Origin of the sequence: Acinetobacter sp. YH12200 (assembly GCF_013418175.1) — a bacterium.
GTDB classification, from domain to species: domain Bacteria; phylum Pseudomonadota; class Gammaproteobacteria; order Pseudomonadales; family Moraxellaceae; genus Acinetobacter; species Acinetobacter pseudolwoffii.
Map to the genome: position 1 here is coordinate 234,905 of NZ_VPCO01000001.1, position 14,285 is coordinate 249,189.

The window sequence follows — 14,285 nt, forward strand, 5'->3', positions numbered from 1 at the left end:
TGAAATGTAAAAACCCAGCATAGGCTGGGTTTTTTTATGCATTCGGTTATGTCAGGGAATTTAAAAAATAAAAGTATGCAGGGTAAAGCCGCAGATCAGCATTCCCAACATGAAAAAAAGGCATGACATCATATCAATATTATAGCGAGAGCTAAGATGATGCTCGACCTGGTCTAATGTTTCTTCTTGCACGATTTTCATAGATATTTATTGTCCGATCTATTTATCGTTAATACTATTTGTTGTGAGTATTTTTATCATAAAAAATTGATTAAATAAAGTACATTCTTGATTAAAGTTCATAAATTTTCATTTTATTTAAATATCAGCTTTGGATTTGTCTGAACTTATTCGTATGCGAAATCAAAGTCTTATTTTTACAAGATTTTTAGGATTCGATTGCATGTATAAAATGAATTCATGTGAATTTAACAATGTGGATAACTCGATTTTTTAAATGATTTAAATAGGTTATTAAGCTAGAAAAAATGGGTAAAAAATAATCAAAAAAATAAAATTAAAAACAGAAAATACGGATTAAAAAAAGAAGATCCCCATCAAAAAGAAGATCTTCTTTGTTTATTTTAACTTAAGCTGATTTTCTATAAATATTGGCCTGAATCCACAGATTTCCACGAATATATTGACCAATCTGGAAATTTTTATGCTGCTCATTCCGCGTTGCAATCCGGATCAAGGTGGCTGGTTGACCTTCATCATGAATCAGTGTGACATCATACAGGGTATAGTCCTGATCCATAAACTGCATGGCAGTTTTACCGACAATATTGCCCTGAAACCAGGCTTCATCTTCCTGGCCCATGGTTTCACCATAAAGATAAGCCACCATTTTAGAGAAATCTACAGTAACAGGTGCTTTATCTTCTTCTGACTGTGGCTGCCAGGCATCAATCTGTTCCTGCAAATTATCGGGTGCCACGCCTTGGTTGGCTGTCAGAATATCATTCAAGGCACGGTGATGCTTGATCGAAGCCGGATCATCCACCACCAGATGTTCATGGTCAGCCACTGCTTCAAGCTCATAGGCCCAAGCATTCAGATTCACCACATAGGACTGGTCTTTTTCATAATGCGGATGATTGACGCTATACAGACTATCGAAAGCATAAATAATATTGTTGGCACCCAGATTCAGACGTAATACCGCCTGAGTATTGGATTTGCAGGAAATAATTCGATCGATGGTCGCTTTGACCTGATAAGGACTGTCAAAGCAGGGGAATGCAGTTTTTACGGCCTGTGGCTTATTATTTTCTATGGCGATCACTTGGCTCAATTGCACCGCAGCTTTACTCGGCCCCTGAATCAGCCAGGTATTTTCATCCATATCACATTCTTGTGTGCAAATGCCCATCGGCATAATAGGCGCATCAAGAGCTTTGCCTAACCACTGTGGCACATCTGTACCTGGATTCTCGGTGAGTAATGTCCAGTGTTCGACGTGACTACCGAAATTCTGATCATCAATGGTGATGATCTCTGGGCTATTCTGATTTTTCATATGCACAATTGATCTTGGATGACTTATTTATAGTTAATCGAGGGTCATTGCGATTTTTCAAGTCAATCGAATGAATTTTCAAATTAAATGCAGCCAATTTTTTTCTAGACTAAATCACAGTCGTTGCTCAAATCAAATAGATTCAAAAAAACATGAGCGACAGCAGCGATGAAAATGCAACGATTTAATCATCAACCTGATCCTCTCAATTTGCTAGAATACCCAGGATTTATACCTTAATGGGAAACCCTGTGTTGCCATTCAAACTTTGGGTCGATGCTGATGCATTACCCCGTATTTTAAGAGATGTGATTATCCGTGCGTCGGATCGCTATCAGTTGGAAGTGACTTTTGTGGCTAATCAGTCGGTGGGCATTACGCCTTCAGTCCGGATTAATTCAATTCAGGTGATGAGTGGCGCTGATGCTGCAGATAAAGAGATTATTCTGCGCATGAAAGAGCATGATATTGTCATGACCCAAGATATTCCCCTGGCGGCAGAAGTGATTGAAAAGGGCGGGATTGCCATTCATCCACGCGGTGAAGTGTATACCACGGCCAATGTCAAAGCACGTTTACATCTAAGAGACTTTATGGATAGTTTGCGTGGTGCCGGTGTACAAACGGGTGGGCCACCTCCGATTTCAGAGCGGGATAAGCGTGAATTTTCAAGCGCACTGGATCAAACCATTCAAAAACAAAAACGTAAAACATCTGCACTTTAAGAGCAATCGCGCATGCCAACACACACCAATATGGTTGTGACCTATCTTTTATTGGTTTTTATCTGGGCCACTACACCGCTAGCCATTGTCTGGAGTGTAAGCGATCTGCATCCGCTCTGGGCACTGGCACTGCGATTTTTTCTGGCATTGCCTTTTGCATTTATCTTGTTGTGGCTGTTTAAAACCCGTTTTCCTGTCGATTCTCTCTCGATGCACAGTTATCTGGCTGGAGCTTGCAGTTTTATTGGCTCGCAGATTTTTACCTATCTGGCCACGGATTATCTCAGCTCAGGCATTATTGCGCTGATGTTTGGTCTGGCACCTATTATTACCGGATTGATTGGCCGTTTCGTGTTTCAGCTCAAGCTCTATCCTTCACAGTGGTGCGGGATGGCGATTGCCCTGACTGGTTTGGCGGTGATTTGCCTCGGTGGCAAAGACCAGCACATTCAGCCAATCGGTATTGGTCTGATGCTACTGAGTGTGTTTATCTATTGTGTTTCGATGTTTTGGGTCAAAAAAGTCAATGCACCCTTACAACCGATGGCGCAAGCGGCCGGTTCCATTGCAGTTTCAGCAGTCATGGCCTGTGCCATGTTGCCATTTATCTGGCAATTTGCGCCAACCCAAATGCCTCAGGCAAAATCACTGATCGGGCTAGGATATGCCGTGGTGATGGCTTCGCTGATTGCCATGTTCTGTTATTTTAAACTGGTACAGAAAATCAGGGCGACCACCTTGTCTTTGACGACGGTATTGACTCCAATGCTTGCTTTATTCGTAGGTGTGCTTTTGAATGATGAGAGCTTGTCGGGTGAGGCCTTAATCGGTGTCGGTATTTTGTTGACGGGTTTATTGTTGTATTTTTCCAGAGAAATTAAAGCGAGCTATGCAGCTCGCCTTCCATCCAGTATTCACAATGACTAAATCAGTGATTTAAGCAAAGTTGGCTTTGACACATTCACCCAGTTTGACACGGTCTTGTGGGTGCATGGTAATGAAATAAGCACCGGTCCGGAATTTGCTATTTTCTTCTTCACGACTGTAGGCCACCTGGGCGGTTGCCGCAATATGGAAGAAATTTTCCGGGTGGCTTAAAGTCACGTGCAGATAGGTGCCTTCAGTGATGGGGCGGTCACTAAAGAAACTAAAACCGGTTTCCGAAAAGTTCACCTGCTCTGGTACAGGTAACATGCTTTGTACAATTGCGTCATACAAAGAACCGGTAATAAGGTTTAATTTTTGGTTGAATAAGGATAAGATTCGAGCAATTTGTTGATCTTTTTCAGATAATTGTTCTAATTCGTAGTTAACCGCATGATCAAATTGATCTAGCTCTGCAAGTAGTAGAAAATAGCGGGGCAAGACGAAGTTAGAGTCATAAGGATCATTTAAGGCAACATCATCGGAAATAATCTGATAATTAATTCGTAAGGCAGCATCGATGCGAGACATAACGCGTCTTTCCGTGTATCCATTTGGATGCTGTACATTTTCCATAATTTATTACCTCGGACTAGATGGTTATGTTTAAACCAATCTCGCTGTATATAGGGTTGAAATATACTCGCGCACGGCGTAGTAACCACTTCATTTCTTTTATTGCATTGGTCTCAATGATCGGTCTCACGCTCGGTGTAGCAGTCCTCATTACAGTTTTGTCTGTGATGAATGGGTTTGACCGAGAGTTGAAAAATCGTGTCTTGGGAATGATACCTCAAGCTACTGTTTCTTCAACGCAAATTTTAACAAATTGGCCCGAACTTGCAAAGCAGATTGAGCAGCATGAGCATGTCCAGGGGGTCGCACCATTTACCCAATTACAGGGCATGCTGACGGCACAGGGACAGGTTGCCGGGATTATGGTCAGCGGGATTGAACCCGAGTATGAGAAAAAAGTATCCATTATACAAAACCATATGGTCGAGGGCAGTATTGATAGCCTGAAAAAAGGTGAATTTGGTATTGTTCTGGGCAAGCAGATGACCGATGCCATGGGGGTCGGTTTAAACGATAATATTACCTTGGTATTGCCAGAGGCGACCCCTTCACCAGCAGGTGTGGTGCCTCGTTTCAAGCGCTTTAAAGTGGTGGGAATTTTCAGTATTGGTGCTGAAGTCGACTCGATGATGGGATATATCGCTTTAAATGATGCTTCAACTTTGTTGCGCCTACCAGATGGTGCACAAGGCGTGCGTTTAAAACTGGATGATATTTTTGTCGCACCGCAAGTGTCTCAGGAAATCGTGCGAGATTTACCAGCCAACTTCTACGCATCTGACTGGACCTATACCCATGGTAATCTGTTCAGCGCGATCCAGATGGAAAAAGCCATGGTCAGCTTGTTATTATTCCTGATTGTGCTGGTAGCGGCATTTAATATCGTTTCATCACTGGTGATGGTGGTGACGGATAAAAAATCGGACATTGCGATTTTACGGACTTTGGGTGCTTCGCCTGCCACTATTACCAAAATCTTTATGGTGCAAGGTACGGTGATTGGGGTGATTGGGACATGTGCCGGCGCAATCCTCGGGATTATTGCAGCGACCAGTATCAGTAGCTTTATCGGCTGGTTAAACAATACTTTGGGTCTGAATATGTTTGATGCCTATTTTATCAATTATCTACCTTCTTATTTGCGCTGGCAGGATGTCTTGGTCATTGTCGGCTTATCATTGGCCTTAAGTTTTGTCGCGACGATTTACCCCGCTTTACGTGCAGCAAAAATTCAACCGGCAGAGGCTTTGCGTTATGAGTAATCTGATTTTAGATGCCCAGAATATTCACAAATCCTTTACCGATGGCAAAGCCACCGTCGATGTGATTCGAGGCTTGTCGCTGCAGGTCAAAGCGGGTGAGTTTGTCTCGATTGTCGGTTCGAGTGGTTCTGGTAAAAGTACCTTATTGCATGTTTTGGGTGGACTGGATCGGCCAACATCAGGGCAAGTGATGGTCAATGGTCGCCGTTTCGATACCCTGTCTGAAGCAGAACGCGGCTATGTGCGCAATGAGCATTTGGGTTTTGTGTATCAGTTTCATCATCTGTTGCCAGAATTTACGGCACTGGAAAATGTAGCCATGCCCCTGATGCTCCGCGATAATGTGAAGTTTAAAGAAGCCAAACAGCAGGCTGAATACTTGCTGGAGCGGGTTGGTCTTTCGCATCGTCTGACACATAAGCCAGGTGAATTATCTGGAGGTGAGCGCCAGCGTGTGGCCTTAGCGCGTGCAGTGGTGGGCAAACCTAAACTGATGATGGCAGATGAACCGACCGGAAATCTGGATCGTAAGACTGCAGCAAAGATTTTTGAACTGCTCACCGAATTGCAACGTGAATTCAATATGGCGATGCTGATTGTGACGCATGATGAACAACTGGCACATGCTGCAGACCGAATTTTACATATGCAGGATGGTCTTTGGGTCACACCCTAAATCAAGAGAATATTCGCATTTGATTGAAGCTCACTCCGGTGGGCTTTATTATTAGGTAAAATAATAACCATAAAGAATAAGATCCAATGTTGCAGTGGCTGTGTATCGGCTGGATTTTAGGCCTGGCCTGTATGGGGAAAAGTTTTCTGTCTGTTCAACTGAGCAGCACGGTCGTTCTAATCGCGGTATTACTGTGGTATCTGGGTTGCCGTAAATTAAAGCACATTTTCAACACACCATTACGTAATTTGGTCATGACTGGTTCAAGCCTGCTGTTAGGATTATTTCTAGGCCATGGCTATGCCAATCTGCAACTGTCTGAACGCTTGTCGACGCGTGAATATGAAGTCTCCGAAAAACAGATCGTGATGTATATCAAAAGCCTGAATAAACTTGGTAAGCAGAATATCCAGCAAGCTCTGCATGTGCTCAGTCCTGATGGCAGTACAGTTAAATGGATGGGCTTTTTGCCTGTCCAAGAACCCGTGACTCAATCCAGTTTGATAAATACGCAGATAAAGCAGCACTCCCTTGAACTTGGACGATATTACTTAATTCAAGGCCAAATCCGACCTCATCATAGTTATGCCACCCCCGGATCTTTTGACGCTGAAAAGTGGGCATTACAGCAAAATATCATGGCCGGTTTCCGAATCAAGAGCATTCAGGAGTTACAACCGCAACAACTTTATGCGCTTGGTCATGGCAAATATTTACGCCAGCAGCAAAATTTAAGTCCGCGAATTTTACTTTGGGTAGAGCGGCAGCGACTGGCATTAAGAGAATTTGTAGCCAGGCAACCCGTACAGCATAAAGGTTTGTTATTGGCCTTATTAAGCGGTGATGAAAGCCTGTTAGATCCAGCGACAGAGCGACAATTCCAGCGTTTTGGTATGAGCCATTTATTAGCCATTTCCGGGCCGCACGTTCTGATCTTTGCCTTGATGGTCTGTGGTACTTTGCAATATCTGATTTCAAGATTTATGCCGCATATTTATCTGAAATGGCCAAGGCAGTATTTTTTGAGCCTGCCTTTTTTACTATGTGTCTTGCTGTACTGCGCCTTTGTGGGCTTTGAAATTCCAGCGCTACGCACTTTATTGATCTGCGTGATTGTGACCTTTACCTTGTTGCTCAGGCAAAATGTGCAAGCTTTAAAATTACTGATTCTGAGTGCTGCCTTATTATTGCTCTTTGATCCTTTCAGTATTTTGTCGGCTGCATTCTGGCTGTCTTATGGGGCCTGTTTTGTTTTGCTGCGAATCTATCAGACCATTCAGCAGCAACCGCGTCAGATAGAACAAACCTTATTACAACGGCTATATTTTGCGTTGAAAGTGCTGCTGGAATCACAATGGAAAATCTTTCTGGCGCTATTTCCCTTGATGATGCTGTTTTTTAAGCAAATCGCCTGGATTACCCCATTCAGTAACCTGGTCGCGATTCCATGGATTGGGCTGCTGATTGTGCCTATAGATATTCTGGCGGCTTTGTTGTTTTTTATTTCAGAGCCACTTTCCAGTGTGGTATTTCAATTGAATGATGTTTTCATTCACATGCTGCTGGCATTTCTGGATCTGCTTGATCGGCTGTTTGCTCCACAACTGATTCCGGTGGCGATGAATGTCTGGATGATTGCGCTGTGTATTCTGGCCTTAATGATTGTATTTTTACCGCGTGGCCTATTGCCCAAAAGCTGGACGGCGCTTGCCTGTGTGCCGCTGTGTATTCCTCAGCTCAATCAGCATGCATTTCAGCTCTCTATTCTGGATGTGGGGCAGGGACAAGCAATTTTTCTTCGGGATGGAGCACGCAGTATGATGATCGATATGGGTGGCTATTATGATGAAGAAAAATTCAGTATCGGTCGACAGGTGATTCTGCCATTTCTGTCTGTGCAAGGTGTGGGTAAGCTGGATCAACTGATTTTAACCCATCTGGATCAAGATCATAGTGGCGCTTATCACAGTATTAAACATCAATTGAAAATTAAAGAGGTATCGTCCAATCAGATTCCTGAAATAGCGCACTCCTCCCGTTTTCAGTTCTGTCATCAAGGTCAGCAGTGGCAATGGTCTGAAGATATTCAGTTTAAAATTCTGGCACCTCGGCAGCATCAGTTAAATACAGCTCATTTCAATAAAAATGACCGGTCTTGTGTGGTATATCTGCAAGTTAAAAATGCCGGGCCTTATCAAAATTTTTTACTCATGGGCGATGCGGGTTGGGAGACTGAGTATCAGCTGCTCCAAGATTATCCTGAGCTTAAAGTTGATGTGCTGGTGCTTGGACATCATGGCAGTCAGCACAGCTCAGCCTATCAGTTTTTAGAAGCTTTACGGCCCAAACTGGCAATTGCTTCGGCAGGAAAATTTAACCGTTATGGTCATCCGAGCCAACTGACGCAGCAACGGCTCAAAGCACTCAATATTCCATTACTGACTACAGCCGAACAGGGCAGTTTGCACTTTCAGCAACAAGGTTCCAAACTGATACTTTCTGCCGAACGGCATCAATGGCAATGGTTATATCGTCAGTCTTTAAATTACTGATTCTAGAGCAGGCTGATCTTTAGGCAGAGCTTGCATTCTCAAGGCGTTCACTTTGGCCAAAGCCTGTTCATGCTCCAGTGTATAAAGATTACCCAAATCTTGATGCGCATTGAAGCGTTTATAGCTCCAGTGATAATGTTCAGGATGGCGGCGGATTAAATCTTCAATACTGTTGATAATAACTTGCGTACCCTGATTGGCATTGCCACTATAAATTTTCTCATCAACTGCCTCGATGAAGATATCAAAACCATCTTCGGTATTCCGCAGGGCATATAGAAACAGGGCGCGGGCTTTGGTCTTTTGAATCAGCTTGGCACTTAAATTACTGGTGGCCAAAGGCACCCCAAAATACGGTATATATTCACCACCGACATTTGGGGTATGGTCTGGCAAGATCACGGTGGTGCCACCTTGTTTTAAGGCCTTAAAAATCTGACGGACGCCAGATTCATCGGTCGGCACCAGATGTGCCTGTTCGCGGCTACGCGCAGCCCGTACAAACTGATCCGCTGCCTGATTTTTTACAGGTTTATACATAATGGTCATGGAAGTAAACTGGGCGACATAGGCATTCATGATTTCCCAGGTACCAAAATGTGGCACGATTAACACCAGGCCTTTATTTTGTGCCAGTGCATCATGCAGTAGATCTTCGCCAATGACGCGATGCACCCGTTTGATATTTTTCTGATTAGTTGAGCCCCAAATGGTAAAAAACTCGAAATATGACATTAATTCATTGCGAACCGCAGCACGGTTAATACGCTCACGTTCGTCATTGGACAGTTCAGAAAGGCTGATCTCGAGATTGAGGCGAATGATTTCCGAAGTTTTGGTGACTTTGAAACTGTTCACAATAAAGGCCAGAAGACGGGCCATCCATCGAGAAACCGGAAGCGGTTGGCGGCTAATGTATTTGAGTAAACCGTAAGCTGAATTCCGTGAGTCCTGTTTGGTCATTGATTTCGTCTAAGTACAATAAAAAGAGAACAAAATTTATTATAGGCGAAAACGTTTTGTTTAGACAGAATTACCCGATTCAGTGTATATAATGGGTTCAATATAAATCAATTTATTGGATTATTTATGTCCGATTGGCCACCAAAACCTGAAAATCAAATACAAAATACGCAACAGCCAGTTCAACCGACTGGTCCGGAATGGAAATTGCTGGAAAAAGCGGTTTTAGCTTCGGTTGAAGAGCAGCGCCGTGCGCGCCGTTGGGGAATTTTCTTTAAATTCCTGACTTTTGCTTATCTGCTTGTGGTGATTTTGGCACTCGGCAAGAGCTGTAGTTCAGTTTCCTCAGATGCCAGCGCTGGCGCAGGTGCTCATATTGCCGTCGTCGATATTATTGGTACGATTGCTGCCGACAAGCAGAGTGTCAACAGTAGCAATACGATTAAATCGCTGAAAAAAGCTTTTGAAAATAAACAAAGTAAAGCCGTAGTGCTGAATGTCAACTCGCCGGGTGGTTCACCGGTACAGTCCGATGAAATCTGGCAAGAAATTCAGTATTTGAAAAAGCAGTATCCCGAGAAAAAACTCTATGCAGTGATCGGTGATACCGGTGCTTCGGGTGCTTATTATATCGCTTCTGCTGCGGATGAGATTATTGTCAATCCATCGAGTTTAGTCGGTTCGATTGGTGTGATCATGCCAAATTATGGCGTGAGTAATTTGCTGCAAAAGCTTGGTGTTGAAGATCGCACCATGACTTCAGGTGACAATAAAGCCTTGCTGTCGATGACTCAACCAGTCGATCCTGCACAAAAAGCCCATGTACAAGGTGTCTTGGATAATGTGCATAGTCACTTTATTAATGCGGTAAAACAGGGGCGTGGTAATAAACTGAAATCAACCGATCCTACGATTTTCTCTGGTTTGTTCTGGACCGGTGATCAGGCGGTGAAATTAGGAATCGCAGATCGGATCGGAAGTTTAAACACCTTGAAGCGCGAACTTAAAACTGAAAGAGCCTTGAATTATACGATTGAATATAGTCCATTTGAGTCCGTATTGGGTCGCATGGGCTCATCGATTGGTGACGGAATTGCCACTTCAGTTGCGCAGAAACTTCAGTCAGAAAACAGTACGACATTGCAATGAAACCATTGATTCATTTCGCGCACGCCAATGGCGTGCCATCGAAAGTCTATCAAAAGCTGTTTGATGGACTGCAAGATGATTACGATATTATCTATGTGCCGCTCTTAGGGCCTGATAAACGTTATCCAGTGGATAATCATTGGAAAAGCCTGACTCAGCAAGTGATTGACAGTATTGTGCGTCAGTCAAAAGGTCGACCGGTGATTGGTTTGGGACATTCTCTGGGATCAGTATTAACTTTCCAGGCTACCTTGCAGCGTCCCGAACTGTTTTTGCAGATGATCATGCTGGACCCGCCGATGATTATGGGTAAAGAGGCCTTTGCCTTGCATCTTGCGAAAACTTTGCGCTTAAAAGCTTTGGACAGAATGTCTCCGGCAGGTCTGTCCAAGCGCCGTCGTGATCATTGGGATTCACGTGAACAGGCAGCTGAATTACTGCGTCCTAAAGGTTTTTATCAAGACTTTGATGCCGATTGCTTCCAGGCCTATATTGAGCATGCCTTGCAAGATGATCCGATTCGGGGCGGAGTAGAACTCACCATCCCTAAAAAGGATGAAGTGGCCGTGTTTAGAACCAATCCCTCACTGTGGTGGTTGCCTCAGGCGAAACCGAAAGTTCCGGTACATTTGGTCGTGGCTGAGCAAGGTCCATTTCTGGCCCGCAAGTTCCCGCAGCAGGTCGAAAAGAAATTTGGTATTCCTTTTACCGTGGTAGAGGGAGGACATATGTTTCCCTTGGAACAACCCGATCAGGTAGCGGACTTGGTAAAGCAATTGATTCAGCAACAATCTGTTTGAATCATTAAAAAGAGAATATAAAAAACGCATCCGAGGATGCGTTTTTTATATTTAAATGATGTTAAAACTTGCAGAATTGAACAGGTTCTTGCATTTTCTCGTTTCGATATAGCACACCGTCTTCAGTGTGTTGAATGGTACCGCTACAAATCCATTCTACGACTTGAGGATAGATTACATGTTCAAGGCTATGCACACGCATTGCCAAACTGTCTACCGTATCGTGGTGAGAAACCTTGAGCACACCTTGAGCAAGCGCTTGGCCTGCGTCAAGTTCAGCCGTGACATAATGCACCGTACAGCCGTGCAGAACATCACCGGTATTGAGTACACGCTGATGGGTATGCATGCCTTTGTAATAAGGCAATAGAGAAGGGTGAATGTTCAACATTTTCCCCTCCCAGGCTTTTACAAATTTTTCACTTAAAATTCGCATAAAGCCGGCAAGTACCACCAGATCCGCATCCCAGTCCAGCAGTTGCTGATGCATCACATCATCAAACGCTTCTCGGTTTGGATATTGCCTGTGTTCAATAACTGCAGTTTGAATTCCTGCTTGTTGCGCACGCGTTAAAGCAAAGGCTTCAGGTTTATTGGAAATCACGCCGACAATTTGCCCTGAAAGATTGGCATCAATCAAGGCTTGTAGATTTGATCCGCTACCTGAAACAAGTACAGCAATTTTAATCATGCGAAATTATGCGAAGATCACACGAATTTTTTCGTCTGCACCTGCAACCGATTCAGCATTGTCTTGAATCTGACCCATTGTCCATGCTTTCTCACCAAGACCGTTGAGTAATTCAACAGTTTTGTCAGCTTCATTTGCATCAACCACAAGCACCATGCCGACGCCACAGTTAAAGGTACGATACATTTCAAACTGCTCTACACCGCCTTCACGTTGTAGAAGTTTGAATAGCTCAGGCCATTCCCAAGAAGATTCATTCACAAGCGCTTGAGCACCATTTGGAAGGACGCGAGGTAAGTTACCTGGCAAACCGCCACCGGTGATGTGCGCCATTGCGTGTACATCGACATGTTTAAGCAATTCAAGAATCGATTTGACATAAATACGGGTTGGTTCCATTGCAACATCTGCAAGTGGGCGACCATCAACGATTTGAGTTAAATCAACATTTTTCACGTCTAGAATTTTACGAAGCAGTGAGTAACCGTTTGAGTGTGCACCTGAAGAAGCAACACCAATTAAAACGTCACCGGCTTTGACTTTAGAGCCATCAATAATTTTGCTTTGCTCAACGACACCGACACAGAAACCTGCAAGATCGTAATCTTCGCCTTCATACATGCCTGGCATTTCAGCAGTTTCACCGCCGACCAGTGCACAGCCAGCAAGCTCACAACCAGTACCGATACCAGTGACAACATTTGCAGCAACATCCACATTCAAATGACCAGTTGCATAATAGTCGAGGAAGAACAGTGGTTCAGCACCACACACGAGAAGGTCGTTAACACACATTGCCACCAGGTCTTGACCAATTGTGTCATGACGGTTCAAATTCAATGCTAAACGTAATTTTGTACCCACACCATCTGTGCCAGATACGAGAACAGGTTCTTCATAACCTTTAGGAATTTTACAAAGTGCACCAAAGCCACCTAGACCGCCCATAACTTCGGGACGTGAGGTACGCTTAGCGACAGATTTGATACGATCGACTAACGCGTCGCCCGCTTCAATGTCGACACCTGCATCTTTGTAGCTTAAACCAGTATTTGGGGTAGAAGTTGAGTTGCTCATAATGAAGTCTCCGCATTCGCGGTGGCGATTATAACCTGAATATATAAAACTCTTATGGTATTTCTGATCTAAAATGCTATCTTTATTGAAATATTTTAATTTTTAGAATGATTAATAGAGAAAAGGCGAAACTTTATGGTAGATCGCACATTGCGTCGCGTGTTTATCCTAGCTGGGATAGCTTTATTGTTATGGACTTTATACTTATTAAAACCCGTTGTAATTCCATTTGTTGCAGCACTTTTAGTGGCTTATCTATTTAGCCCGCTGGTGGATAAATTGCATGATGTGGGTCTGCCGCGTTGGCTTTCTATTAGTATCGTTTTTATCGGAATCGGAATTGTACTGACCTTGGCCATCTGGTATTTAGTGCCACTGATCTGGCAACAGTTGATGTATGCACGTGACAATATACCCGCGATCATTGGATGGATTAATTCGACCTTTTTACCATGGTTGTCCAATACCTTTAATGTCGTTGAAATGGAAATTGATACCAATCAGATTTCTGATGTGGTCATGAATTATGTACAAACCAATTATAGCGCAGACAGTATTCAGGCATTCTTGTTACGCCTTGCTCAATCCGGAATTAATTTTCTCCAGATTGGCGGTACGATTGTCTTAATTCCCATCATTGCCTTCTATTTCCTGCTGGATTGGGATCGTATGCTGGGGAGTTTGCGCCGCCTGATTCCACGTCCTTATGAAAAAAGTACACTAAAAATTGTGGGCGAATGTCATAGCGTGCTGGGTGCTTTTGTTAAAGGGCAGTTTCTGGTCATGATCTTGCTGGGAATTGTCTATGCGGTGGGCTTGCAACTGATTGGTCTTGAAGTTGGATTGATTATTGGTATGGTGGCAGGTCTGGCCAGTATTATTCCTTATCTGGGCTTTGCAGTCGGTATTATCGCAGCGGTGATTGCGACCTTACTCCAATTTGGGATTGACTGGTGGCAACTGGTATTGGTCGGCATTGTGTTTATGGTCGGACAGGCAGTTGAAGGTTATATTCTGCAACCATTCTTGCTGGGCGATAAAATTGGTCTTTCTCCTGTTGCCGTAGTATTTGCCGTATTGGCAGGTGCACAGCTGGCAGGCTTCCTGGGAATGCTGATTGCATTACCGGTGGCAGCCGTCATTGTGGTACTACTGCGGCATGTACGCGAGTACTATGAACACACAACATTTTATGGCGATCGGGCCATTGTGATGCAAGATGCCTCTACTGGTTCAATCAATATCGAAACAGCAGACTTAGATGTTGATATTGAAATGAAAAAGCCAGAGAAAAAACCGCTGCAAGCAGAGGAGAACTCAAGTAAAATTCATGATCCCCATGGTAGAGACTCATAAGGCCAAAAAATC

13 protein-coding genes are annotated in these 14,285 nt (G+C 43.7%); 8 read left to right on the forward strand and 5 right to left on the reverse strand.

The annotated features are described in order from the left end of the window. Positions 1-589 precede the first annotated feature (589 nt). Complete coding sequence (locus FTU90_RS01155) at positions 590-1,522, reverse strand: hypothetical protein (RefSeq protein WP_159138218.1); 933 nt, start codon at positions 1,520-1,522, stop codon at positions 590-592. 239 nt (positions 1,523-1,761) lie between these two features. Between FTU90_RS01155 and FTU90_RS01160 the strand changes: the two genes are divergently transcribed. Both FTU90_RS01160 and FTU90_RS01165 read left to right on the forward strand, forming a co-directional pair. Then, positions 1,762-2,247 carry a YaiI/YqxD family protein gene (locus FTU90_RS01160; RefSeq protein WP_005097638.1) on the forward strand — a complete coding sequence of 162 codons (486 nt, stop codon included), beginning with the start codon at positions 1,762-1,764 and terminating at the stop codon, positions 2,245-2,247. A gap of 12 nt (positions 2,248-2,259) precedes the next feature. Continuing rightward, entirely contained in the window at positions 2,260-3,174 is a 915-nt protein-coding gene (locus tag FTU90_RS01165) for a DMT family transporter (RefSeq protein ID WP_074383367.1), read from the forward strand. Between the two features lie 9 nt (positions 3,175-3,183). Here FTU90_RS01165 and FTU90_RS01170 read toward each other — a convergent pair whose 3' ends face one another. Next, positions 3,184-3,747 (reverse strand): PilZ domain-containing protein, encoded by a 564-nt coding sequence (locus FTU90_RS01170; protein WP_005097634.1) that lies wholly within the window; start codon positions 3,745-3,747, stop codon positions 3,184-3,186. A gap of 26 nt (positions 3,748-3,773) precedes the next feature. Between FTU90_RS01170 and FTU90_RS01175 the strand changes: the two genes are divergently transcribed. The 3 genes from FTU90_RS01175 (at position 3,774) to FTU90_RS01185 (ending at position 8,237) form a co-directional block, all read left to right on the forward strand. Continuing rightward, positions 3,774-5,009: a lipoprotein-releasing ABC transporter permease subunit gene (locus FTU90_RS01175; protein ID WP_005097633.1), complete on the forward strand. Its 1,236-nt coding sequence runs from the start codon at positions 3,774-3,776 to the stop codon at positions 5,007-5,009. Continuing rightward, entirely contained in the window at positions 5,002-5,685 is a 684-nt protein-coding gene (gene lolD / locus FTU90_RS01180) for a lipoprotein-releasing ABC transporter ATP-binding protein LolD (RefSeq protein WP_005097632.1), read from the forward strand. Before FTU90_RS01175 ends, lolD begins: the two co-directional genes overlap by 8 nt. A gap of 86 nt (positions 5,686-5,771) precedes the next feature. Continuing rightward, positions 5,772-8,237, forward strand: coding sequence for a DNA internalization-related competence protein ComEC/Rec2 (locus FTU90_RS01185; protein WP_180071817.1), 2,466 nt, complete (start codon positions 5,772-5,774; stop codon positions 8,235-8,237). Here the strand turns inward: FTU90_RS01185 and FTU90_RS01190 are convergent. After that, on the reverse strand, positions 8,226-9,200 hold the full coding sequence (locus FTU90_RS01190) for a lysophospholipid acyltransferase family protein (RefSeq protein ID WP_074383365.1): 975 nt from the start codon (positions 9,198-9,200) through the stop codon (positions 8,226-8,228). The genes FTU90_RS01185 and FTU90_RS01190 overlap by 12 nt on opposite strands. Before the next feature lie 126 nt (positions 9,201-9,326). Between FTU90_RS01190 and sppA the strand changes: the two genes are divergently transcribed. Both sppA and FTU90_RS01200 read left to right on the forward strand, forming a co-directional pair. Then, positions 9,327-10,349, forward strand: a complete 1,023-nt coding sequence (gene sppA / locus FTU90_RS01195; RefSeq protein WP_005170028.1) for a signal peptide peptidase SppA — start codon at positions 9,327-9,329, stop codon at positions 10,347-10,349. Next, positions 10,346-11,149 carry an alpha/beta fold hydrolase gene (locus FTU90_RS01200; RefSeq protein ID WP_159138216.1) on the forward strand — a complete coding sequence of 268 codons (804 nt, stop codon included), beginning with the start codon at positions 10,346-10,348 and terminating at the stop codon, positions 11,147-11,149. Before sppA ends, FTU90_RS01200 begins: the two co-directional genes overlap by 4 nt. A gap of 61 nt (positions 11,150-11,210) precedes the next feature. Here FTU90_RS01200 and purN read toward each other — a convergent pair whose 3' ends face one another. Together purN and purM are read right to left on the reverse strand one after the other, a co-directional pair. Further along, positions 11,211-11,840, reverse strand: a complete 630-nt coding sequence (gene purN / locus FTU90_RS01205) for a phosphoribosylglycinamide formyltransferase (protein ID WP_005170032.1) — start codon at positions 11,838-11,840, stop codon at positions 11,211-11,213. A gap of 6 nt (positions 11,841-11,846) precedes the next feature. After that, positions 11,847-12,917, reverse strand: a complete 1,071-nt coding sequence (gene purM, locus FTU90_RS01210) for a phosphoribosylformylglycinamidine cyclo-ligase (RefSeq protein WP_100357838.1) — start codon at positions 12,915-12,917, stop codon at positions 11,847-11,849. A 135-nt stretch (positions 12,918-13,052) separates the two neighbouring features. Between purM and cxpE the strand changes: the two genes are divergently transcribed. Further along, positions 13,053-14,273, forward strand: a complete 1,221-nt coding sequence (gene cxpE / locus FTU90_RS01215; protein WP_005097625.1) for a chloramphenicol efflux transporter CxpE — start codon at positions 13,053-13,055, stop codon at positions 14,271-14,273. Positions 14,274-14,285 lie beyond the last annotated feature (12 nt).